This is a genomic window from Caldibacillus thermoamylovorans, from assembly GCF_000751775.1.
Lineage (GTDB): Bacteria > Bacillota > Bacilli > Bacillales > Caldibacillaceae > Caldifermentibacillus > Caldifermentibacillus hisashii.
The window spans coordinates 19,227-42,730 of the sequence record NZ_CCRF01000105.1 but is presented as its reverse complement, the minus strand read 5'-3'; the positions used below and the strand labels follow the sequence as shown (position 1 = coordinate 42,730).

The 23,504-nt window shown below is 36.3% G+C and carries 21 protein-coding genes; 20 read left to right on the top strand and 1 reads right to left on the bottom strand.

The features are described 5' to 3' along the window. Positions 1-255 precede the first annotated feature (255 nt). The 7 genes from mnmE to BT1A1_RS17240 all read left to right on the top strand — a co-directional run bounded on the left by mnmE (position 256) and on the right by BT1A1_RS17240 (position 8,479). Positions 256-1,641 (top strand): tRNA uridine-5-carboxymethylaminomethyl(34) synthesis GTPase MnmE, encoded by a 1,386-nt coding sequence (gene mnmE / locus BT1A1_RS17270; RefSeq protein ID WP_034773669.1) that lies wholly within the window; start codon positions 256-258, stop codon positions 1,639-1,641. Positions 1,642-1,659: 18 nt separating this feature from the next. Further along, the gene (gene mnmG, locus BT1A1_RS17265; RefSeq protein ID WP_034773662.1) at positions 1,660-3,555 is read left to right on the top strand and encodes a tRNA uridine-5-carboxymethylaminomethyl(34) synthesis enzyme MnmG; all 1,896 of its coding nucleotides are present in this window, start codon (positions 1,660-1,662) and stop codon (positions 3,553-3,555) included. A gap of 57 nt (positions 3,556-3,612) precedes the next feature. Continuing rightward, positions 3,613-4,332, top strand: a complete 720-nt coding sequence (gene rsmG / locus BT1A1_RS17260) for a 16S rRNA (guanine(527)-N(7))-methyltransferase RsmG (RefSeq protein ID WP_034773661.1) — start codon at positions 3,613-3,615, stop codon at positions 4,330-4,332. Positions 4,333-4,656: 324 nt separating this feature from the next. Further along, a complete protein-coding gene (gene noc / locus BT1A1_RS17255) occupies positions 4,657-5,523 on the top strand; it encodes a nucleoid occlusion protein (protein WP_034773659.1) in 867 nt (288 codons plus the stop codon). Positions 5,524-5,947: 424 nt separating this feature from the next. After that, the gene (locus tag BT1A1_RS17250; protein WP_034773658.1) at positions 5,948-6,709 is read left to right on the top strand and encodes a ParA family protein; all 762 of its coding nucleotides are present in this window, start codon (positions 5,948-5,950) and stop codon (positions 6,707-6,709) included. Next, positions 6,702-7,550, top strand: coding sequence for a ParB/RepB/Spo0J family partition protein (locus tag BT1A1_RS17245; protein WP_034773656.1), 849 nt, complete (start codon positions 6,702-6,704; stop codon positions 7,548-7,550). The genes BT1A1_RS17250 and BT1A1_RS17245 overlap by 8 nt, the downstream gene beginning before the upstream one ends. 221 nt (positions 7,551-7,771) lie before the next feature. Then, positions 7,772-8,479, top strand: a complete 708-nt coding sequence (locus BT1A1_RS17240; protein WP_034773654.1) for a DUF554 domain-containing protein — start codon at positions 7,772-7,774, stop codon at positions 8,477-8,479. A 103-nt stretch (positions 8,480-8,582) separates the two neighbouring features. Here the strand turns inward: BT1A1_RS17240 and yyaC are convergent, their stop codons facing one another. Next, complete coding sequence (yyaC, locus tag BT1A1_RS17235) at positions 8,583-9,200, bottom strand: spore protease YyaC (RefSeq protein WP_051989218.1); 618 nt, start codon at positions 9,198-9,200, stop codon at positions 8,583-8,585. 214 nt (positions 9,201-9,414) lie between these two features. Here yyaC and BT1A1_RS17230 point away from each other — a divergent pair, with 214 nt between their 5' ends. The 13 genes from BT1A1_RS17230 (at position 9,415) to rplI (ending at position 23,249) form a co-directional block, all read left to right on the top strand. After that, on the top strand, positions 9,415-9,609 hold the full coding sequence (locus tag BT1A1_RS17230; protein WP_034773652.1) for a DUF951 domain-containing protein: 195 nt from the start codon (positions 9,415-9,417) through the stop codon (positions 9,607-9,609). Positions 9,610-9,793: 184 nt separating this feature from the next. After that, the gene (ychF, locus tag BT1A1_RS17225; protein ID WP_034773650.1) at positions 9,794-10,894 is read left to right on the top strand and encodes a redox-regulated ATPase YchF; all 1,101 of its coding nucleotides are present in this window, start codon (positions 9,794-9,796) and stop codon (positions 10,892-10,894) included. Between the two features lie 434 nt (positions 10,895-11,328). Then, complete coding sequence (locus BT1A1_RS17220; protein ID WP_051989217.1) at positions 11,329-13,125, top strand: sigma-54-dependent Fis family transcriptional regulator; 1,797 nt, start codon at positions 11,329-11,331, stop codon at positions 13,123-13,125. A gap of 287 nt (positions 13,126-13,412) precedes the next feature. Further along, entirely contained in the window at positions 13,413-14,768 is a 1,356-nt protein-coding gene (gene lpdA, locus BT1A1_RS17215) for a dihydrolipoyl dehydrogenase (protein ID WP_176458943.1), read from the top strand. A gap of 18 nt (positions 14,769-14,786) precedes the next feature. After that, a complete protein-coding gene (locus BT1A1_RS17210) occupies positions 14,787-15,743 on the top strand; it encodes a thiamine pyrophosphate-dependent dehydrogenase E1 component subunit alpha (RefSeq protein WP_034773646.1) in 957 nt (318 codons plus the stop codon). A 25-nt stretch (positions 15,744-15,768) separates the two neighbouring features. Further along, complete coding sequence (locus BT1A1_RS17205; protein WP_034773644.1) at positions 15,769-16,806, top strand: alpha-ketoacid dehydrogenase subunit beta; 1,038 nt, start codon at positions 15,769-15,771, stop codon at positions 16,804-16,806. Between the two features lie 13 nt (positions 16,807-16,819). Continuing rightward, positions 16,820-18,064: a dihydrolipoamide acetyltransferase family protein gene (locus tag BT1A1_RS17200; RefSeq protein ID WP_034773641.1), complete on the top strand. Its 1,245-nt coding sequence runs from the start codon at positions 16,820-16,822 to the stop codon at positions 18,062-18,064. A gap of 295 nt (positions 18,065-18,359) precedes the next feature. Further along, positions 18,360-18,647, top strand: coding sequence for a 30S ribosomal protein S6 (gene rpsF, locus BT1A1_RS17195; RefSeq protein WP_034773639.1), 288 nt, complete (start codon positions 18,360-18,362; stop codon positions 18,645-18,647). Between the two features lie 65 nt (positions 18,648-18,712). Then, positions 18,713-19,207 (top strand): single-stranded DNA-binding protein, encoded by a 495-nt coding sequence (gene ssb / locus BT1A1_RS17190; protein ID WP_034773638.1) that lies wholly within the window; start codon positions 18,713-18,715, stop codon positions 19,205-19,207. Positions 19,208-19,253: 46 nt separating this feature from the next. Then, a complete protein-coding gene (gene rpsR, locus BT1A1_RS17185) occupies positions 19,254-19,496 on the top strand; it encodes a 30S ribosomal protein S18 (protein WP_034773636.1) in 243 nt (80 codons plus the stop codon). A gap of 344 nt (positions 19,497-19,840) precedes the next feature. Beyond that, positions 19,841-20,767, top strand: a complete 927-nt coding sequence (locus tag BT1A1_RS17180; protein WP_034773633.1) for a YybS family protein — start codon at positions 19,841-19,843, stop codon at positions 20,765-20,767. Positions 20,768-20,832: 65 nt separating this feature from the next. Then, on the top strand, positions 20,833-22,803 hold the full coding sequence (locus BT1A1_RS17175; protein ID WP_034773631.1) for a DHH family phosphoesterase: 1,971 nt from the start codon (positions 20,833-20,835) through the stop codon (positions 22,801-22,803). Continuing rightward, complete coding sequence (gene rplI / locus BT1A1_RS17170; protein WP_034773628.1) at positions 22,800-23,249, top strand: 50S ribosomal protein L9; 450 nt, start codon at positions 22,800-22,802, stop codon at positions 23,247-23,249. Before BT1A1_RS17175 ends, rplI begins: the two co-directional genes overlap by 4 nt. Positions 23,250-23,504 lie beyond the last annotated feature (255 nt).

The following is a 23,504-nucleotide window of genomic DNA, read 5'->3' as shown; positions in this document are numbered from 1 at the left end:
CTTATACGTTAAGAAAGGAAAAGTTTCTTTGAAGCATACGAATTCTACTTGTTGACCAAAAAAATTAATCATCCACATGTGCACAAATTTTAATCAAACAGTATAATAATTGTTATCAACATGTGGATAAGTTAAAATGAATGAGATAAAACATAAATTGGATGATATATAAGAAATATTTTCGTTAATATAGTATAGAGATTGGTGCGACCGGGAGAGTATAATAAAATAGATTTAGTAAAAGGTGAGGAAAGCATGGATATAGATACAATTGCAGCGATATCGACTCCGCTTGGTGAGGGAGCGATTGGGATTGTTCGGATTTCGGGTCCGGAGGCAATAAATATTATTGATCAAATATTCCAAAGTCCATCAGAAAAAAAATTGCAAGAGGTAGCGTCTCATACGATCCATTATGGTCATATTTATGATCCTAAAGAACAAAAGACCATTGAGGAAGTAATGGTTTCGGTAATGCGAGCTCCGAAAACATTTACACGTGAGGATGTAGTTGAAATCAACTGCCATGGTGGTTTATTGTCCGTAAATCGCGTCCTGCAATTAGTATTAACCCACGGTGCCCGTATAGCTGAACCGGGTGAATTCACAAAAAGGGCATTTTTAAATGGGCGGATTGATTTATCACAAGCGGAAGCAATTATGGATTTAATCAGAGCAAAAACCGATAAAGCAATGACGAATGCGATTGGACAATTGGAAGGTCGGTTATCGAAAAAAATTAAGAGATTGCGGCAAGAGCTGTTGGAAGTTTTAGCCCAGGTTGAAGTAAATATTGATTATCCGGAATATGATGATGTAGAAGAAATGACACATAAACTTTTTAAAGAAAAGGCGTTATATGTCAAATCAGAAATTGAGAAGTTGCTTGAGACAGCGAAGCAGGGAAAAATTTTACGGGAGGGAATAAAAACCGTAATTATCGGGCGGCCAAATGTCGGCAAATCTTCGTTATTAAACAGCTTTGTCCATGAAAATAAAGCGATCGTTACAGATATACCGGGGACAACAAGAGATGTGATTGAAGAATATGTAAATATTCATGGCGTCCCATTAAAGTTAATTGACACAGCCGGAATTCGTGACACGGAGGATGTGGTTGAAAAAATCGGTGTCGAACGGTCCCGGCAAGTGTTGCGGGAAGCGGACTTAATTTTATTTTTGCTGAATAATAATGAACCGTTGACAGAGGAGGACATTCATTTATTTGACACAATCGAGGGAATGGATGCGATTATTGTTGTCAATAAAGTAGACTTGCCTCAAAAAATCGATTTTAATGAGATAAAGAGGATGGCTCGCGGTCGGAAAATTGTCAAAATCTCGGTCAAAGATGATAAAGGAATTGAAGAATTGGAAACAATGATTTCAAACATGTATATGGCCGGTAATCTGGAAGCGGATGACTTAACATATGTATCGAATGCACGCCACATTGGGTTACTGAATCAAGCGTTGCAATCAATAAATGATGCATTAGATGGAATTGGGATGGAAGTTCCAATTGATATTGTCCAAATTGATATGACAAAAACGTGGGAACTGTTGGGCGAAATTATTGGTGAAAGTGTCCACGATGAATTAATTAATAAATTATTTTCCCAATTTTGTTTAGGAAAGTAGGGGAATGGAGGTTAGAAAATGCAAACATATGAAGCGGGAGAATATGATGTCGTTGTTGTAGGAGCCGGACATGCCGGATGTGAAGCGGCTCTAGCAACAGCGAAAATGGGTGCAAAAACAGCTTTAATTACGATCAGCCTTGATATGATCGCTTTCATGTATTGTAATCCGTCCATCGGCGGTCCGGCAAAAGGTATTGTTGTTCGGGAAATTGATGCTTTAGGCGGAGCAATGGGAAAAGTCATTGATAAAACAGCCATTCAAATGCGCATGCTCAATACCGGGAAAGGTCCTGCAGTCCGGGCATTACGGGCTCAAGCAGATAAAGTATTGTATCAACAAGAAATGAAAAAAATGTTAGAAAATCAAGAGAATCTGGAATTAATCCAAGGAATGGTTGAACAATTAATTATTGAAGATGGTGAATGTCAAGGTGTTATAACAAAAACAGGAGCCATTTACCGTGCAAAAACGGTCGTTGTCACAACAGGAACGTTTTTACGCGGGGAAATAATTATTGGTGAATTAAAATATTCGAGCGGACCGAATAATCAACAACCTTCCATAAAACTTTCCGAGCATTTAGAACAACTCGGTTTTGATTTAGTTCGCTTTAAAACGGGTACACCGCCACGGGTAAATGGAAATACAATCGATTATTCAAAAACGGAAATCCAACCGGGTGATGAACATCCGCGAACATTCTCTTATGAAACAATGGAGGAGATTACCAATCAATTGCCTTGTTGGCTAACGTATACAACAGAAGAAAGTCATAAATTAATTGATGCTAATTTACACCGCAGCCCAATGTTTTCCGGGATGATTAAAGGCAGAGGACCAAGATATTGTCCATCCATTGAAGATAAAGTTGTTCGCTTCCACGATAAACCGCGTCATCAAATTTTTTTGGAACCTGAAGGGAGAAATACAGAAGAAGTCTATGTACAAGGCCTTTCTACAAGCCTTCCGGAAGAGGTGCAACACGAATTATTAAAAACAATACCGGGATTAGAAAATGCAAAAATGATGCGAACCGGTTATGCGATTGAATATGATGCAATCATTCCAACACAGTTATGGCCGACTTTGGAAACAAAAGCAGTTAAAAATCTGTATACAGCGGGACAAATTAATGGAACAAGCGGTTATGAAGAAGCGGCCGGACAAGGATTAATGGCAGGAATTAATGCAGGCTTACGTGCGCTCGGCAAAACAGAAGAAGTGATTTTAAAACGGTCGGAAGCCTATATCGGTGTATTAATCGATGACCTGGTGACAAAAGGTACGGTTGAGCCTTATCGTCTGTTAACGTCAAGAGCAGAATATCGATTATTACTACGTCACGATAACGCTGATTTACGTCTTACGGATCTTGGATATAAGCTTGGGTTAATTAGTGAAGAACGGTTCCAACGATTCCTTGAGAAAAAAGAAAAAATTGACCGGGAAATAAAAAGGTTACATGCAACCAGAATCAAACCAAATGCAAAAACGCAAGAATTAATCAAAAGTATCGGCGGAAGTGAATTGAAAGACGGGATTTTAGCCAGTGATTTATTAAAAAGACCGGAAATGAAGTATGATTATCTAAAAAAATTAATCCCGGCAGAAGAAGAATTATCACCTGAGATTGAAGAACAAGTCGAAATTCAAATCAAATATGAAGGTTATATTAGTAAAGCTTTACAACAAGTTGAGCGGCTCAAGAAAATGGAAGATAAAAAAATCCCACTCAATATTGATTACGATGCGATTCAAGGGTTGGCGAATGAAGCAAGAGAAAACTTAAAAAAAGTTCATCCATTAACGTTGGCTCAAGCATCAAGAATATCAGGAGTCAATCCGGCTGATATATCCATTTTACTCATATATTTGGAACAAGGAAAAATTGCCCGCGTCGCCAATGAGTAACAAAAATGTTGCTCATTGGCTAAAGTGAAAACAACTTCCTCGGAAAGAGTGAGCAAATTGAATAGAGAACAATTTCTATCACAATTAGAAAAGTTGCATATTCATTTAACGGATGAGCAGCTTCATCAATTTGAAATATATTATCAAACTTTAATTCATTGGAACGAAAAAATGAATTTAACAGCCATTACAGAAAAGGGAGAGGTTTTCTTAAAACATTTTTATGACTCTTTGACGATCGTCAGGGAATTTCCATGGTCATTGGCTGAAAATTTTACTGTTTGTGATGTAGGTGCAGGTGCCGGTTTTCCAAGTATTCCTTTGAAAATCGCCTTTCCTCATATTCAAGTTTCCATTGTAGACTCCTTAAATAAGCGAATTAATTTTTTAGAAGAATTAGTGACAACATTAAAATTAACAGATGTCCATTTATACCACGATCGAGCAGAAATATTCGGTCAAAATCCGCAACACCGGGAAAAGTATGACTTGGTAACCGCTCGGGCAGTGGCCAAAATGTCAATCCTAAGTGAATTTTGCTTACCTTTAGTAAAACCGGGCGGGTATTTCATTGCTTTAAAGGGAGCAAGTGGAGAAGAAGAATTGGAAGAGGGGAAAAAGGCAATTATGACGCTCGGAGGAAATATTTCCGGGGTACAATCTTTCATTTTGCCTTTTGAAAATAGTGAACGGACCATCATCCATATCCATAAAGCAAAATCAACACCAAAAAAATACCCGAGAAAACCGGGCGTTCCAACGAAAAATCCTTTATAATAAAAGAGACAAAACATGTTCTTTCATAAATTTACAAAATTTGATTCGAATAAGAAGGAACTTGGCGGGAAATAGAGAAATATGTATATAAGTATACTACGGTTATTTTATGGATGGAGATATCATTTTTTGATTGGATCAGTTCTGACTAATGATAAACACTCTAAAAAGGCTTTACACTAGGTACAAGATGAATAATCATTTGAATAGCACAAATGTTCGCTAGGGAGTAAGTTTTTGTAGAAACATGTCTTTTTGGGTGCTGACGATATATTAAACAAGTTTCTTCAAGGCCAGGGAGTTTTAAAAGGATGGTGAAGAATAATGAAACATCCATTATCACGTATATTTGGGGTTACTGAAAAGTTGGAGACAAATATGGATGAAGAAAAAGAAACTTTATTAGACGTTGACAGAGAGGAAATCGTTAAAGTTCCAGTCGAACAAATTATTCCTAATCGGTTTCAACCCCGAACGATTTTTGATGAAGAAAAAATTGATGAATTAGCACGGACGATTCATACACATGGGATGATCCAACCAATTGTCATTCGCCAACTGGACCATGATCAGTATGAAATTATTGCTGGAGAAAGACGCTATCGGGCCATAAAAAAATTAGGTTGGGAATATGTTCCTGCCATTATTAAAGATATGAACGATAAACAAACGGCTTCGATTGCTTTAATTGAGAACTTACAAAGAGAAGAACTGACACCGATTGAAGAAGCAATTGCCTACAATCAATTGATTGAAATTCATGAATTAACGCAAGAAGCTTTAGCCCAACGTCTTGGAAAAAGCCAATCGACGGTTGCGAATAAACTTCGGTTGCTCAAGCTCCCCCAACCAATTCAAGAAGCTTTATTGTCGAAAACGATTACTGAACGACATGCCCGGGCATTGATGCCACTAAAAGATGAAGAAAAACAGTTAAAGGTTTTTAACGAGGTAATCGAAAAAAATTTAAACGTAAAACAAACGGAAGAAAGAATTAATAAACTATTATCACAGGATGCGAAGCCGAAACCAAAGCGGATTTCTTTTAGTAAAGACGTCAGAATCGCGGTTAATACAATCAGACAATCTTTGCAAATGGTACATAAAAGTGGAATTAATGTTGACTCGGTTGAGGAAGAGCTCGATGATTTTTATCAAATCACCATTCGCATTCCTAAAAAGAAATCATAGATTAATAGAATTTGTTATGGAAGGAAAACGCGGGCGTCAGTGCAAAAAAAAAAGATACCATGTTTTCGGCTGCGATGCATTTATTGATAAAGTGATGGCTTTTTTTATAGGGAGTTTATGCTTTCGATGCTTTCCTTGTGTGCTAATCTGTAATTCTTAAAATTTCCAACTGGGCCGCATAGGGCATCTTTGTTGGAAATTTAAAACTTTCTTAACATATATGAAAAGACTGCTTGGTTCAGTCTTTTTTTTTATTGAAAATTTTTTTGTGAATCTTAAAAATATCAGTATTAGCCAATAAAACTACTAGAATGGTAAAATTTCATATGATTAAATGCCAATGATTATTTATAGAAATGAAAAGTTTTTTTCTCATTTTCATGGTAAAATAGAATAAGTTTTAAGTTTTAAGGTAGGTGAAACTGTGAGTAAGATTATTGCAATTGCTAACCAAAAAGGCGGAGTAGGAAAAACGACAACATCTGTTAATTTGTCTGCCTGTTTAGCTTATATTGGAAAAAAAGTATTGCTTGTCGATGTAGACCCACAAGGTAACGCAACAAGTGGGATAGGTATAGAAAAAGCTGATGTTTCAAAATGTATATATGATATTTTAATTGATGATGAAGATACGAAAAATGTTGTTCTTTCTACTCAAGTTGAAAATTTATTTGTCATCCCTGCAACGATTCAGTTAGCGGGAGCGGAAATTGAATTAGTACCAACGATTTCAAGGGAAATGAGATTGAAACATGCTCTATTACAAGTAAAGGATCAGTTTGATTATATTATTATCGACTGTCCTCCATCTTTAGGGCTATTAACCTTAAATGCATTGACGGCAGCAGATTCTGTCCTGATACCGGTGCAATGTGAATATTATGCCTTGGAAGGTCTGAGTCAGTTACTGAATACAGTTCGTCTCGTACAAAAACATTTAAACAGTGATTTAAAAATAGAGGGTGTTCTCTTAACGATGCTGGATGCCCGAACAAATTTAGGAATCCAAGTGATTGATGAAGTAAAGAAATACTTTCAAAATAAGGTTTTTAATACAATTATTCCAAGAAATGTCCGACTAAGTGAGGCACCGAGTTACGGTAAACCAATAATCATTTATGATCCAAGATCCAGGGGTGCAGAAGTGTACCTAGAATTAGCAAAGGAAGTGGTGGTGAATGGCTAAAGGTCTTGGCAAAGGGTTAGATTCTTTGTTTTCAAATGTAAAATTAGAAGAAGAAGAAACCGTTCAAGAAGTAAATATTAAAGAATTACGACCAAATCCGTATCAGCCACGAAAAATTTTCTCGGATGAAGCGATTGAAGAATTAAAGCAATCCATTCTTGAACATGGTATCCTTCAGCCTTTAATTGTTCGCAAAAGTATAAAAGGATATGAAATTGTTGTTGGTGAACGTCGCTACCGTGCTGCGAAAATGGCGGGGTTGGACATCGTTCCGGTTGTTGTAAGAGATTTAAATGACCAGCAAATGATGGAATTAGCTGTATTAGAAAATTTACAAAGAGAAGATTTAACCCCCATTGAAGAAGGGGCAGCTTACCAAATGCTGATGGATCAGCTGCACATCACTCAAGAACAATTGGCAAAAAGATTGGGAAAAAGTAGACCGCATATCGCAAATCATGTTCGCCTACTTTCTTTACCAAAGGAAATTCAGCAGTTGATTATTGATGGTAAATTGTCAATGGGCCATGGTCGTGCACTGCTCGGATTAAAGAAAAAGGATAAAATAAAACCTGTTGTAGACAAAGTAATAAAAGAACAATTAAATGTTCGGCAATTGGAACAACTTGTCAACAACTTGAATAAAAATGTTCCACGTGAAACAAAAAATCAAAAAGAAAAGAAAGATATCTTTTTAATCGAACAAGAAACATATTTACGTGAAAGATTTGGAACAACTGTTAATATTAAACAATCAAAAAACAAGGGGAAAATAGAAATCCAATTTTTTTCTAAAGACGATTTAAACCGTATTTTAGAAATTTTGAATTCGGACTCGTAGAATAAGTCATGTATAGTGACTTATTTTTTTACATTAGGAACGGAAGGATGCCGAGAAATACCCTGTCAACTTCGGTAATTCATACGTTTCTTCATTTGAGAATTTTTTTATTCTATTATGGAGCGGAAAAACTATTTTATTTTTACAGATGGTAGAGATACGAAAAGATATGATAGTATAAAAGATACATTTATTCTTTTAAAAAATTTGTGGGTGAAATTATGGCATTATGGGGATCAATTGTCAATGTACTATTTATAATAATTGGTTCACTGATCGGGCGGTTATTAGCAAATATCCCTGAATCGATGAAAAATACGATTATGAAAGGGATCGGTTTAACTGTTTCCGTTTTAGGAATTCAAATGGGAATTAAAAGCAGTAATTTTCTATATGTTATCATTAGTATTGTTTTAGGCGCTATTATTGGGGAATGGTTATGTTTAGAGGAAAAATTAAATCAGTTTGGAATCTGGATTGAAAAGAAAGTTGGAGGGAAATCAAAAGGAAATATCGCCCAAGGTTTTGTAACGGCCACACTCATTTTTGTGATCGGAGCAATGGCGGTTGTTGGTGCGTTGGACAGCGGTATTCGTGGTGATCATCAAGTGCTTTATACAAAGGCGGTTATTGATGGTTTTACAGCAATTATGTTGACAAGTACGCTTGGTTTAGGTGTCGTTTTTTCCAGTATACCGGTCTTTCTTTATCAAGGTTTCATCGCTTTATTCGCAAACCAAATTAATCGGTTGATTCCCGAACAGGTAATGGATATTTTCATTTTGGAGCTGACTGCAACAGGGGGAATTATGATTCTAGCCATAGGGTTAAATATTTTAGAAATAACGAAAATTAAAGTAGCAAATCTGTTACCCGGTTTGATCGTGATTGCTATATTGGTATCAATTGTAGGCTTTTTTAAATATTAGTCAGTGGGGAATCGGTATCCCCACTGATAGGTAGATGGATAATTTCATTCTCCCACCTAAGCTCCCCTTCTTACTAAATGCCGGAACTTCTCCATTCGCACATTTAAACAGTATCTTTGTTCAAAGATAGTGTTTGTGCTTTAGACATTTGTTCAAAATGGTAAAGTAAACCGGCTTTATAAATTCCTTCTGCCATCGTTTTTGCTAAATTCATAACAAGATGTAATCTAGTGTTTTGTAATACAAAATACTCCATGAATCCACTGATATTTACAATTCCGGTCATATGAATATCACCAACAGCCGGCAATGTTTTATTAACACCCGCACCCGGTTTTAATGAACCGTTTTTAATATGAATGGTTCCCACATTTTTACTATGGCCTAAACAGGCATCGATACCGATAATAAAAGGATTGTTAAAACGACTCTCAATCATATCCAGTTTTTCGGTCAAATTAATGGCATGAATAGGTTCATCCAAAGTTCCAAAAACATAAAAATTTCCTGGTAAATTTCTTTCCGTAACAAGACTGCCGACCAGTGGTCCCAGTGAATCTCCGGTTGATCGGTCCGTACCTATACAAATAAAAACAATTGGAACTGAAAAATCATTTGGTAAAAATGATAGTAATGCATTAGCGAGTTTGCCGGCTGCGAAACGATCCTGCCAATCTATTTTCAAATCATTTTTCCCTTTTATAAACCCGGTTCTAAACATATTTTCCCACCTTTACCGGTAATCATTTGTATTATAAGTTTAGTTAGATTTAAAGTTTTTTATACATGGAGGAACAAAATTGGGAAATTAATTTGTTTAAATTACTTATTGTAGAGAGGATTATGCTATAATTATTTAAATATGATGTAGCGTGTTTTTATGATTGAATATCCTTTCTTGGGGAAAGAGTAATAAAATGTGGAGGAGTTTGAAAATGGAAGAGAAGACATTTCAGTTGAATGATATTGTTGAAATGAAAAAACAACATCCTTGTGGTACAAACCGTTGGAAAATCATTCGGTTAGGCATGGATATTCGGATTAAATGTCTAGGCTGCTCTCACAGTGTCCTTTTACCAAGAAAAGAATTTGTAAGGAAAATGAAAAAAGTCATTGATCATGCTGATTAATTTTCATGATGTAAATGTTAATTACCACGGCAATTCTTGTCATTATGAAAAGGTAATTTTTGATTGTCACCCAAAAAGGTTTTACATGAAATCCAGTATTCATTATAATTTGTTCTGTTCGATACTTGATTTTTCTAACCATTAAGTTTTGATCAGATGAAATCATATATTAGGAGTGAAATAAATGGCTTTAACAGCAGGTATTGTCGGTTTACCGAATGTTGGGAAATCGACACTTTTTAATGCAATTACCCAAGCGGGTGCAGAGGCAGCAAACTATCCATTTGCAACAATCGATCCGAATGTAGGGGTCGTTGAAGTTCCGGATGCCCGTTTAGATAAGTTGACAGAAATGTATCAACCGAAAAAAACGATACCAACGACGTTCGAGTTCACCGATATTGCCGGTATTGTCAAAGGAGCAAGTAAAGGTGAAGGATTAGGGAATAAATTTTTGGCTAATATTCGCCAAGTGGATGCCATTTGTCATGTTGTTCGTTGTTTTGATGATGAAAACATTACCCATGTGTCAGGCCGGGTCGATCCGCTTGATGATATTCAAACCATCAATCTCGAATTAATTCTTGCTGATATGGAAACAGTGGAGAAAAGGATTGCCCGTGTTGAGAAATTGGCAAAGCAAAAAAATAAAGAGGCTCAAGCCGAATATGAAATTTTAACCATGTTAAAGGAAACGTTTGAAAATGAACTTCCCGCAAGAACGATTGAATTCAATGAAGAACAACAAAAAATAGTGAAAGGTTTTCAACTTCTAACGATGAAACCTGTTTTATATGTTGCAAATATCGGGGAAGATGATGTTGCAAATGCAAATAAAAATAAATATTTCCAAGTAGTACAGGACTTTGCCGAGAAAGACCATGCGGAAGTTGTTGTTATTTGTGCAAGAATTGAAGAAGAAATTGCCGAATTAGAACCGGAAGAAAAAGCAGCATTTCTTCAAGAATTAGGTATTCAAGAGTCCGGATTGGATCAAATGATTCGAAAAGCTTACCATCTTTTAGGATTAGCGACATTTTTTACTGCCGGGGTTCAAGAGGTTCGAGCCTGGACATTTAAAAAAGGAATGAAGGCGCCTCAATGTGCCGGAATCATTCATAGTGATTTTGAAAGAGGCTTTATTCGGGCGGAAACGGTATCCTACGATGATTTAGTCGCAAACGGATCATTTAATAAGGCAAAAGAAGCCGGCAAGGTTCGCTTAGAGGGAAAAGATTATATTGTCCAAGACGGAGACATTATGCATTTTCGGTTCAATGTATAAAATGGCAGGTTGAGAACGGTCTCGAAGCCAAATGAAGCAGTGAAAAAATGAAAAAAAGCAACGAGACCATCTCTCGGAGTTAAATAATGCATTGAAGAATGGAGAAAAGACCACGACACCCACTCTCAATGCCAAAAAAAGTATCGATTGACTTGAAAAAAGACCGGCTCTCGAGGACAAATGGAGTTGCGAAACAATGAAAAATGACATCGAGCCCCGGCCCTTTTTTTTGCCCAGTTCACTACCCGCATCCGTCGACCAAGACAGAAAAAGCAGAATAAAAGCAAGTTTGGAGAGAATATTCAAACTGGGATTTTTAATTACACTGGTGTGTTAATACACCAAGGAAAACTTATTACATCCCCAAATACCGTTTGGTTTAATTCAGGGATTTTTCTAGTGTATAATATAGTTAGGAATTAGGGGGGAGGTATATGAGTTGTATGGAAATGCAGCAAATTTGGGAGAAATATGTCCTTGAAAATTCACTTGATTCATTTATAATTGATAAAACAATTATCGATTCTTGGCAACTTAGTAAAAAATTCAAAGTCAATCCTAAAGATGGAATTGGCAAACGATTTCTTACGACGAGCGATTTTCAAAAAAGATTAAGAGATCATGAGACGATGGTTTCTTTAGCAAAGAAAAGTTTAAATCGATTCCAATTTCTTTTGAAAAATATTGATTTTATTCTTGTGTTGACAGATGCTGACGGCTATATTTTATGGCAGTCAGGCAATGAGCATTTGAAAGAACATGCACGTGAAATCCGGTTTTCACAAGGATATCAATGGACAGAATCGATGGTTGGAACGAATTCAATTGGAATCGCTTTACGAACAAAAGAGGCAAATTTTATTCACGGATACGAACATTTTGCCAGAGCCTCGCACAACTGGAGCTGTGTCGCATCTCCCGTTTTTGGAGAAAATCGAGAAGTTGTAGGGGTAGTCGATTTATCAATGCCTGCACATTATCCGAAGAAAGAGGATTTTTTATTTACCGTTCAATTGATTGCGGAATTTATTTCAGAAGCATTGCAAAGGAAAGTATTTGAAGAACAGAAGTATATGTTACAATATTTTTCTAGTAAAAAACAACCAGGAATACTTTGCAACTCCTCCATGACCATTTTACACATATCCCCTGAACTAGTAGATGAACCTGAAGCCTATATTGGAAAAAAGCTAAGTGCTCTTCCAAATGAAAAATGGGAGATTGTAAAACGTGATCCTATTCGAAAAGAAGATACTTGTATCGGCTATTTTGTTTACGTTAAACATAGAATATTTAATCATCCTTTTAAGTTTCATTATGTTTCAGGTCGAAGCAAAACTTTTCATCAATTATTGGAAGAAGTACAAATTGTTGCACCAACTTCAGCTCCCATTCATTTATACGGTGAAACAGGGAGCGGAAAAGAAGTGTTAGCCAAAACAATCCATGAAAACAGTCCTTTTGCAGAGGGAAAACTAGTTTCTGTCAATTGTGGCTCGATACCGGAAAACTTGATGGAAAGTGAATTATTTGGTTATGAAAAGGGTGCTTTTACAGGAGCAAACCCAAATGGATATATAGGAAAAATCGAGCAAGCGAATAATGGTACATTATTTTTAGATGAAATTGAAGATATGCCTGTATCAATGCAATCAGACTTATTACGTGTTCTTCAGGAAAAAAAGTTAACTCGAATTGGTGGGACTAAAGAAATTAATGTAAATTTTAGACTCATTACAGCGAGTAATCAGGATTTAAAGGCACTTGTTAAGGCAAAGAAATTTCGAACAGATCTCTTTTATCGAATATATGTATGTCCCCTTCAGATTCCACCGTTAAGAGATAGAAAGGAAGATATACGAGAGCTTATCAAGTATTTTGAAAGCGCTAATTCTTGGTATCCGTTTTGGGAAGAAATGTTGGTTGAAGTTGCGGAACAGTATCCGTGGAAGGGCAATGTTCGCGAACTGAATAATTTCTTGGAAAGATGTCTTATTTATTACAGAGATCGCATCCCAACGAAGGAGCAGTTGATTCAGTTGATTCAGAAAGGGGGGTTAATCGAGTTTCAAGAGACAAGTGATACATTAAGTTTTAAGGAACAAATAGAAAAAGAAAACATTTATAATGCTTTAGTAAATAATAACGGAAATATTCCGATGGCGGCAAAACAACTCTCGATATCGAAAAGTACCCTTTATCGTAAAATAAAAAAATACAAGTTGGATTAAAATGAGAAAAAATGCGACGATTTGATACGATTGTCGCATTTTTATTTTTTTTGAGAATAAGAAAGTATAAAAATACAAGGAAGTAACTTTGGATTAGTTTTAATGTCCGGCTCCGAGCGCCAGCGACTAGCGCTTTTCTTATTATACATAAAACCGTCTCTATCCGTAGTTTTTCATTTTGGCACGCTTTTTGCAATATTAAACAGTGAAAACATCAATAAAAGGAAAAATTTGATGTTTTCCCTTAAAAAAAGAAACGACCATCTTAATTGGATAGGAGGGTAGGGATCATGGAACAATTTGATCTAATTGTCATCGGAGCTGGTCCTGGTGGATATGTGGCAGCTATTCGGGCAGCACAAAAAGGAAAGCAAGTGGCCTTAATTGAAAAAGCATCATTAGGTGGCACTTGTTTAAATGTTGGCTGTATCCCGTCCAAAACCTTTTTACAACATAGTGAATGGATGGAAAAAATAAAAACAGCCAATCAGTTTGGAATTCTCTCTGAAGTAAAGCATATTGACTATGCGAGATTAGTAGAACGAAAAGATCAAGTAGTTGGAACATTAGTAAATGGCATTCAATATTTATTGAAAAAAAATAACATTACCTTGATTCAGGGGGAAGCGGTTGTAAAAGACAACTTGGTTGTTGTCGTAAATAATCAAGAGTTTAAGAGTAAAGATATTATCCTTGCTACTGGTAGTCGACCATTTGTTCCACCGATTAAAGGTTTAGACAAAGTGGCCTATTACACGACAGATAATTTCTTTGATTTAAAAAAACAGCCGACAGAACTTGTTATTATTGGCGGAGGTGTAATTGGAATTGAATTAGCCTTTGCCATGGCGCCATTAGGAACAAAAGTAACTGTTGTGGAAGTAGCGGATGACATTCTATTAACAGAAGACAATGAAGCTCGTAATGTAATAAAAAGAAAAATGGATCAACTAGGAATTCAATACTATACGAAAGTAACAATTCAAGAAGTAACAAATAATGAAGTAATTTTACAAAATCAAAAGATCCCTTATACAGAATTACTTGTAGCAACTGGAAGAAAACCTAATATTGAAATTGTAAGCGCCTTAAATTTAGAGCTGGATGAGAAGAAAAAATTTATTAAAGTAAATGGGAAATTTTTAACAAGTAGAAATCATGTGTACGCCATTGGAGATCTGATTGGAGGTTTTCAACTAGCACATGCAGCCAGCAAAGAAGGATTAACAGCTGTTTCGGCTATCCTTAATGAAAATCATTTACCATATAATCCGGATGAAATTCCTAGATGTGTATACACCCACCCGGAAATCGCCTCCTTTGGCCTAAGTGAAGAGCAGGCGAAATTAAAGGGTTATGAGGTTGTCACAAAGAAAATGTCCTTTCAAGGGAATGGGAGGGCAATCGCAATGGGTGAAACGGAAGGGTTTGTGAAAATCATTACCGAGAAAAAATATCACGAAATATTAGGAGCCGTTGTGGTTGGGGCAAATGCTACAGAATTAATTAACCAAATATTAGCCGTAAAACATTCAGAAGGTCGAATTGAAGAACTGGCTACACTCGTATATGGACATCCAAATTTATCTGAAGTTATCGGGGAAACGGCCGAAAGTATTTTATTTAAAGCTATACACGAATAAGGTTGAGGAGGAAATGCTATGGAAAAGAAGGATGCTTTATGGATTTATGAAAAGATGAACGATATTCGCTTATTTGAAGACAAAGTGCATGAGATTTTTTCTTCCGGGGAAATTCCGGGTTTTGTTCACCTATATGCTGGAGAGGAAGCAGTTGCAACTGGTGTTTGCGCACACCTAAATGATAACGATTACATTACAAGTACACATAGAGGTCATGGACATTGTATTGCCAAAGGTTGTGATTTAAATGGAATGATGGCCGAAATATTTGGCAAAGAAACCGGGCTTTGTAAAGGAAAAGGCGGCTCGATGCATATTGCTGATATCGACAAAGGGATGCTTGGTGCAAACGGCATGGTAGGTGGTGGATTTCCATTGGCTGTAGGCGCAGGGCTTCGTAATAAATATTTGAAAACAGATAATGTTGTTGTTTGTTTCTTCGGGGATGGTGCGGCTAATGAGGGGACATTCCACGAAGGATTAAATCTCGCTTCAATTTGGAAGTTGCCGGTCATTTTTGTCTGTGAAAATAATATGTTCGGTGAGGCGACCCCACAAGCGTATGCTTCGGCTTCGAAAACAATAGCTGAACGAAGCGTTGCCTATAATATGCCGGGTGTACGGGTAGACGGAAAAAATGTGTTGGAAGTGTATGAGGAGGCGGGAAATGCAATCGAGCGAGCAAGAAATGGTGAAGGACCTACTTTAATTGAATGTGTTACCTATCGTAATTATGGCCACTTTGAAGGAGACGAGCAAAAGTATAAAGCAAAGGATGGAACGGAAAAAGAGTTGGCAGATAAAGATTGTATTACGATTTTCCGTAAACAAGCCATTGAACTTAACCTCATGACAGAAAATGAAGCAGATGAAATTGAAAAAGCATCAGTGGAAAGAATTCAAGCAGCTATTCAATTTGCCAAAGAAAGTCCGCTACCAAGACCGGAAGCTTTATATGAAGATGTATATGCATAATAAATGAGAAAGGAAGTGTTGGAAAATGACAAGAAAAATAACGATGATGAAAGCAATTAATGAAGCATTGGATATTGCAATGGAACGAGATGAGAAAGTAATCCTTCTTGGTGAAGATATAGCTGGTGGTGCAACCGTTGAGCATTTAAACGGGAAAGGTGCCTGGGGAGGTGTATTTGGTTTAACAAAAGGTTTGGTTGAAAAATACGGAACAGAACGAGTAATTGATACGCCAATTTCTGAAATGGGATACATGGGGGCAGCTGTTGGAGCAGCGGCCACCGGATTAAGACCAGTTCCGGAATTAATGTTCAATGATTTTATTGGATTTTGTTTTGACACCATCCTTGCACAAGGCTCGAAAATGCGTTACATGTTTGGGGGAAAAGCAACAATACCGATGACGATACGTACAAATCATGGGGCAGGTGCATCTGCGGCAGCACAGCATTCCGGATCATATTACGGGATTCTTGGCTCGATTCCGGGAATTAAAGTTGTTGTTCCTTCTAATCCATATGATGCAAAAGGACTTCTTCTGTCCGCAATAGAAGATGATAACATTGTTGTATTCTCAGAAGACAAGACGCTTTATGGTCTAAAGGGGGAAGTTCCTGAAGGGTATTATACAGTTGAAATTGGAAAAGCAAAAGTAAAACGGGAAGGTACAGATTTAACAATTGTATCCATTGGAAAAATGTTGTATGTTGCCGAAGAAGTTGCCGATCGACTAGCAGAGGAGGGAGTTTCTGTTGAAGTAATCGATCTTTTGACAGTAGCTCCGTGGGACCAAGAGACGGTTATTCATTCTGTTAAAAAGACAAATCGCTTAATCGTAATTGATGAGTCTAATCCACATAATAATACCGCTACTGATATTGCAAGTGTCGTTTCTGATAAAGCTTTTGATTATTTGGATGCACCGGTTAAATGCGTTTGTGCACCAAATACACCTGTTCCATTTGCCAAAAACCTGGAAGAACTATATATTCCGAATGCAGATAAGGTGTTAAAAGTGGCGGATGACATTATTTTTGATTTAAAAAACCGAACTCTCGTTTAAGGTGGTGAACAAATTGTCTACAGAAATTTTAATGCCTAAGTTAGGGTTAACCATGACAAGTGGAGTAGTTGATGAATGGATAAAAAAGGAAGGGGAACCTGTTCAAAAGGGAGAACACGTTTGTACCATTAGCTCAGAAAAGTTAACGGCCGAAGTCGAAGCTCCTGCTGACGGGATCTTAGTAAAAATAATTGTAGCAGAGGGGGAGGAGGCAGACGTTAAGGAACCCATCGGTATTGTGGCTCAAGAAGGAGAAACAATTGATACACAACAACCTGAAGAAACTGTCTCAAAACCAAAACAAAATCAAAGGGTACAAGAACAACTTGTTCCGGTGTCTGCTAAAAAACCATTGGTATCTAATGGTGAACGTATTTTCGCAAGTCCGCTAGCAAGAATATTAGCCAAGGAAAAAAATATTGATCTCACTCTTATAAAAGGTACAGGTGGGAATAACCGAATTACAAAAAGGGATATAGAAGCATATGAGCATTCAGCTACAAGAGAGGTAGCATCTACCACCGATGTAGTTGCTTCATCAAAGAGTACAGCTAGCCAAAACATGGGTGCCGGGCTGACAGGTATGCGTAAAGTCATTGCTAAACGAATGAAAACTAGTCTTGACCAAACGGCACAGTTGACCATTCATCGAAAAGCGGACTTAACTGCATTTATAAAGTTTAAAGAGGAAATAAAGCGTCATCTTTCTGATACAGAAATTGCCGGAAGTCTGAGTCTCACTGTTTGCGTTTCAAAAGCTGTCATCCTTGCTTTAAAAGAGTATCCTGAAATGAATAGTTGGTATGAACCGGATACAAATGGATTCCAAACTTTTGATGAAGTTCATCTTGGCATAGCGACCGCTTTATCCGATGGGTTAATGGTACCCGTTATAAGAAATGCCCATCAAATGAGTTTAAAAGAATTAAGTGGTGCCATTACAAAAGTTACTCAGGCTGCTCGCGAAGGAAGCCTTGCAGGCGAACTCGTTACCGGTTCCACTTTTACAATAACAAATCTAGGGAAAAGTGGCATCGAGTATTTTACACCAATATTAAACACGCCTGAAACGGGTATTTTAGGTGTGGGAAGTCTTCAAGATAAACTTACTTTAAATAACGACGGTCAAGTCATAACAACAAAAGAATTGCCACTAAGCTTAACTTTCGATCACCAACTAATTGATGGAGCTCCGGCTGCAGAATTTTTAGGGAGAATCGTCTCATTTATAGAAAAACCTTATTCACTTCTTTTATAAAAACATACGAACATTAGTAGTACTGACCAAGGCCATGGTTTGGGCTGTTTAAAAAGTAGCTTTCAATGACTAAACAGATAAAAAGTAAAACCCAAGAATGCGGTTATTTCAACATTCTTGGGTTTTAAATTTATAAAAGTCAAAATGGACAGCCCCTTCCCTTCGATTAATGAAAATTTTCAACAGTTCATTGCAGAATTGTCTAGGCTGTGTTATAATTATGAATCGTGAGTAATGAAGATTGCTCCTTGCTCAAATTTTTGAGCCGTTTAAGTCCAAAAGGAGGTGAATAGTGATGAGAAAGTACGAAGTTATGTACATCATCCGTCCAAATATTGATGACGAATCAAAAAAAGCGGTTGTCGAACGTTTTAACAAAGTTTTGACAGATAATGGTGCTGAAATTACTGAAACAAAAGATTGGGGTAAACGTCGTCTTGCTTATGAAATTGAAGATTATCGTGACGGTTATTACCAAATTATTAATTTTACAGCTGAACCACCTGCCGTTCAAGAATTTGACCGTTTAGCAAAAATAAGTGAAGATATTATTCGTCATTTAATCGTTAAAGAAGACGAATAAGTTTTAATATATGTAATGGAGAATGTTTCACGTGAAACATTCTTGTCCAAGGGGAGTTGATTCTGATGTTAAATCGTGTGGTATTAGTTGGCCGCTTAACGAGAGATCCGGATTTAAGATATACACCAACTGGAGTTCCGGTTGCAACTTTTACACTGGCTTGTAATCGTCCTTTTACGAATCAAAAAGGTGAACGTGAAGCTGATTTTATTAATTGTGTTGTTTGGAGAAAACCGGCAGAAAATGTCGCTAATTACTTGAAAAAAGGAAGCTTGGCAGGGGTCGATGGACGTATCCAAACAAGAAGTTATGAAGCCCAAGACGGAAGAAAAGTTTATGTAACAGAAGTAGTTGCTGAGAGTGTTCAGTTTTTAGAACCAAAAAGTTCTTCCAATCGGGAATATCAAAGTTCTCCGGCGGGAGGATATTCGGGCTATGATAACCCATTTGGATCTAACAATCAGAATCAACCGAAGAACCCTAGCCCGGCAGGAAATGACGATCCGTTCTTTGATAACGGACAACCTATTGATATTTCTGATGATGATTTGCCGTTTTGATAAGGCAGTTAATTTGAGCGAAAAAATGATGAAAGGAGTGTTATAAATGGCTGCTGGTGGCAGAAAAGGTCGCGGTAAACGTCGGAAAGTATGTTATTTTACTGCGAACGGAATCACTCACATCGATTACAAAGATGTTGATTTGTTGAAAAAATTTATTTCTGAACGTGGAAAAATATTGCCTCGTCGTGTAACAGGAACGAGTGCAAAATATCAACGCATGCTTACAAAAGCAATTAAGCGGGCACGTCAAGTTGCATTACTTCCTTATGTTGCGGAAGATAAATAAAATAGAAGTAATGATACTTAAAGCGGCAAAGATGAACCTTTGCCGCTTTTCTTATACAAGTTTAGTTGAAGGAGAAGGTAATTATCGTTAAAATAAATATATATATTTTTATATAATATGTAAAAAAACACGAGTAATACAATTGTTGGTGCGAGAGTCAGCCGGGTTCTTTCTAAAATATTATTGTTTTTAATTTAAAAATTATATAGGTAATAAGCAAATCGCCACTTGCTTCAAGTCAGACTAGGGTATTAACCTATGTAGCTATAATGCTTTATAGGGAAATCAGATAAGCCCGCAACTAACTGAGTTACTATATCAGCGATTCGTAAAGAGGTGTTTAGGTGAAAGCAAAGGAGTTAACTGAAGGGGCAATAAGTTTAGCGATTTATATCATTATTTTACTTATGTTTTTATATTTACCTTTTTTTGGTGGACTATTCACTTTTGTATTGCCGTTCCCTTTCCTTTATTATACGGCAAAATATAATTGGAAAGCCGGTTTGCTGTTTTTTACAGCTTCGGTCATTTTAACATTTATAGTTGGAAGTTGGATTGCTTTACCGATCCCTTTTCTATTTGGTTTTGTTGGTTTCGTGTTAGGTTGGAATATTTATCATCAAAGAGAAGCACTGATCACTTTTTCAACATCCACTTTGGCTTTATTATGTAGCGTTGTCGTTGTTTATATTATATCCGCGACATTATTCGATATGAACTTCATAAAGAAAGCACAAACTATATTTAAAGAAGTGATGGATCAAACCATTTCTATGTTTAATTATATGGGGGAAAATACGGATCAAATCAAAGAACAATTGACCGAGGCTTATGATTTAATCATATCTTTACTTCCTTCATTATTAATTTTGTCATCGGCTTTAATTGTTTTGATTATCCAGTTCATTTCCTATCCGATTTTAAAAAGGTTTGGAATTCATGTAAAAGCTGCAAAACCATTCAGGGAAATCACATTACCGAAAAGTTTAATATGGTATTTTTTAATAACTACTTTTTTATCTTTTATAGTTGAGGCAGAGAAAGGTACTTTTTTGTATAATGTATTTATAAATTTATTGTATTTGATTGATATACTATTTGTCCTACAGGCAATTACATTTATTTTTGACTATTGTTATAAAAAACGGATACATAAAGCATGGGCTATTGTTGTATCAGTATTTATTATGCTGAATCCGGTCTTTAATCAATTAGCCAAAATATTAGGTATTATTGATTTAGGATTTGAATTACGTAAACGGATACAATAATAGAAGTTTCAAGCATTCAGTTTTAAAGTTCCACTTAGTTTTTAAAAATTTAGGAGTTGGAGCGTATGCCAATCTTTTTGCAAACAAACGGAATGAAAAAAATATTGATAGGATTTTTTTCTGTCATATTCCTGTTATTATTAATCCTTGCTATCTATAATTGGTGGTTAAGTGCAATATCAATAATAATCTTGCTTTATTTTTTTTATTTATTAATAAAACAAAGTGTAAAATTTCAAAAAGAAGTAGATCACTATATATCACTTCTTTCCCATCGCGTAGAAAAGGTTGGCGAAGAGGCTTTATTACAAATGCCAATTGGAATTTTGCTGGTTGATGAAGAATACACGATCGAATGGGCAAATCCTTACATGTTATCTGTTTTCCAAGAAGAATCTCTGATCGGTACGTCGGTTTATGATATTGCGGATGAACTTATACAAATGATGATCCAAGAAAATGAGAGAAAAATTATTACACTCCATGAGCGGAAGTATCGTGTTTTCTATAAAAGAGAAGAAAAACTACTTTATTTTTTTGATATTACGGAACAAGCATTAATTGAACAAAAGTATGAAGAGGAACAGCCAGTGATTGCCATCATATTTTTAGATAATTATGATGAAGTTACACAAGGAATGGATGATTTAGCAAGGGGGAGCTTAAACAGCCGGGTTACTTCTTTGTTGAACGAATGGGCAAGTCAGTATGGGATTTATTTAAAAAGAGTTTCCGGAGATCGATTTATCGCATTTTTTAATGAAAAAATATTAGCAGTGTTAGAAAAAGGAAAGTTTTCAATTCTAGATAATATCCGGGAAATGACGGCAAAAAATAATTTACCGCTAACATTAAGTATTGGTGTCGGTGCAGGGAGTTCCTCGCTTCCGGAACTTGGCAGCTATGCACAATCAAGTCTTGATTTGGCGTTGGGACGTGGTGGTGATCAGGCAGCCATAAAACTCCCAAACGGAAAAATAAAATTTTACGGTGGAAAAACAAATCCGATGGAGAAACGAACCCGGGTACGGGCGAGAGTTATTTCTCATGCATTAAGTGAACTGATTCAGGATAGCGACAGAATTTTTATTATGGGCCATAAATATCCGGATATGGATGCAGTTGGTGCAGCGATTGGTATATTAAAAATTGCCCAAATGAATCAAAGAGAATCTTATGTTATACTAAATGAGCAAGAAATTGATTCCGGAGTAAGGAAATTGCTCAGTGAGGTGAAGCAAAAGACGGATATCTACAGTCATTTTATTTCACCGCAAGAAGCATTAGAAATAAATATGACAAATGCCTTGCTAGTGATAGTTGACACTCATAAACCATCCTTAGTTATTGAAGAAAAATTAGTCAATCGTTGCGAGCGAATTGTTGTCATTGATCATCATCGCCGCAGTGAAGAATTTGTCCAAAATCCTTTGCTTGTCTATATGGAACCATATGCTTCATCAACATCTGAATTAGTAACAGAACTGCTTCAATATCAACCGAATCGGAAAATTGATATTCTTGAAGCGACTGCATTACTTGCAGGAATTATTGTCGATACAAAAAGCTTTACTCTACGTACCGGTTCAAGAACATTTGATGCAGCTTCATATTTAAGAGCAAAGGGCGCTGATACGGTTTTAGTCCAAAAGTTTTTACGTGAAGATTTAGATACTTTTATCAAGCGGGCAAAACTTGTTGAAAAAGTAGAATTTTATAAAGAAGGAATTGCGATTACAAAAGGAGAACCATCCGAATCTTACAACAATGTTCTTATCGCCCAAACGGCAGATTTATTATTAGCGATGGAAAATGTAGAGGCTTCCTTTGTTATCTCAAAAAGACCGGATGACATGGTTGGTATTAGTGCACGCTCCTTAGGAAAAATAAATGTACAAATTATTATGGAACAGCTGGAAGGAGGAGGCCACCTGACCAATGCCGCTACACAATTGAGGGATATAACAATAAATGAAGCCGAAATACAACTGAAAGCAGTGATTGATAGTTATTTAGAAGGAGGGAATCAATCATGAAAGTTATTTTTCTAAAAGATGTAAAAGGGAAAGGCAATAAAGGTGATATCAAAAACGTGGCTGACGGTTATGCACAAAATTTTTTAATCAAAAATGGTTACGCCATCGAAGCGACGCCGGCAAATATAAAATCTCTTGAAGCGAAAAAACGGAAGGAAGAAAAAGAAGCACAGAAAGAGTTGGAAGAAGCCAAGCAACTGAAGGAAAAATTAGGGAAATTAACTGTTGAAATTGGCGCAAAGTCTGGTGAAGGTGGTCGACTTTTTGGTTCGGTTACATCAAAACAAATTGCGGAACAACTACAAAAGCAACATGGTATAAAATTAGATAAACGGAAAATTGAATTGGAAGATGCCATTCGTGCTCTTGGATTTACCAAAGTCCCAGTTAAATTACATCCGGAGGTTCAAGGTACATTAACCGTCCATGTAAAAGATGAAAATTAATATAAGAATAAATTGATTTACGTCATACAGAATAAATTTTTCCATCGAAATCAAAAAACGGTCATGATAAAATGATATAAGAAAATATTACGGCTGTCTCAAGACTCAGACCTTTAAGTAGTAACCTATACAATGAGGTTGTATTGAGCAGCCTATTTCTATTTGAAACCAGGATCTTAATCATGAAAAAAGAATTTAACAGTAATTCGGTCATGAAAAAAGATTAGAGGTAAGCTTACTTCAAAATGACGAATG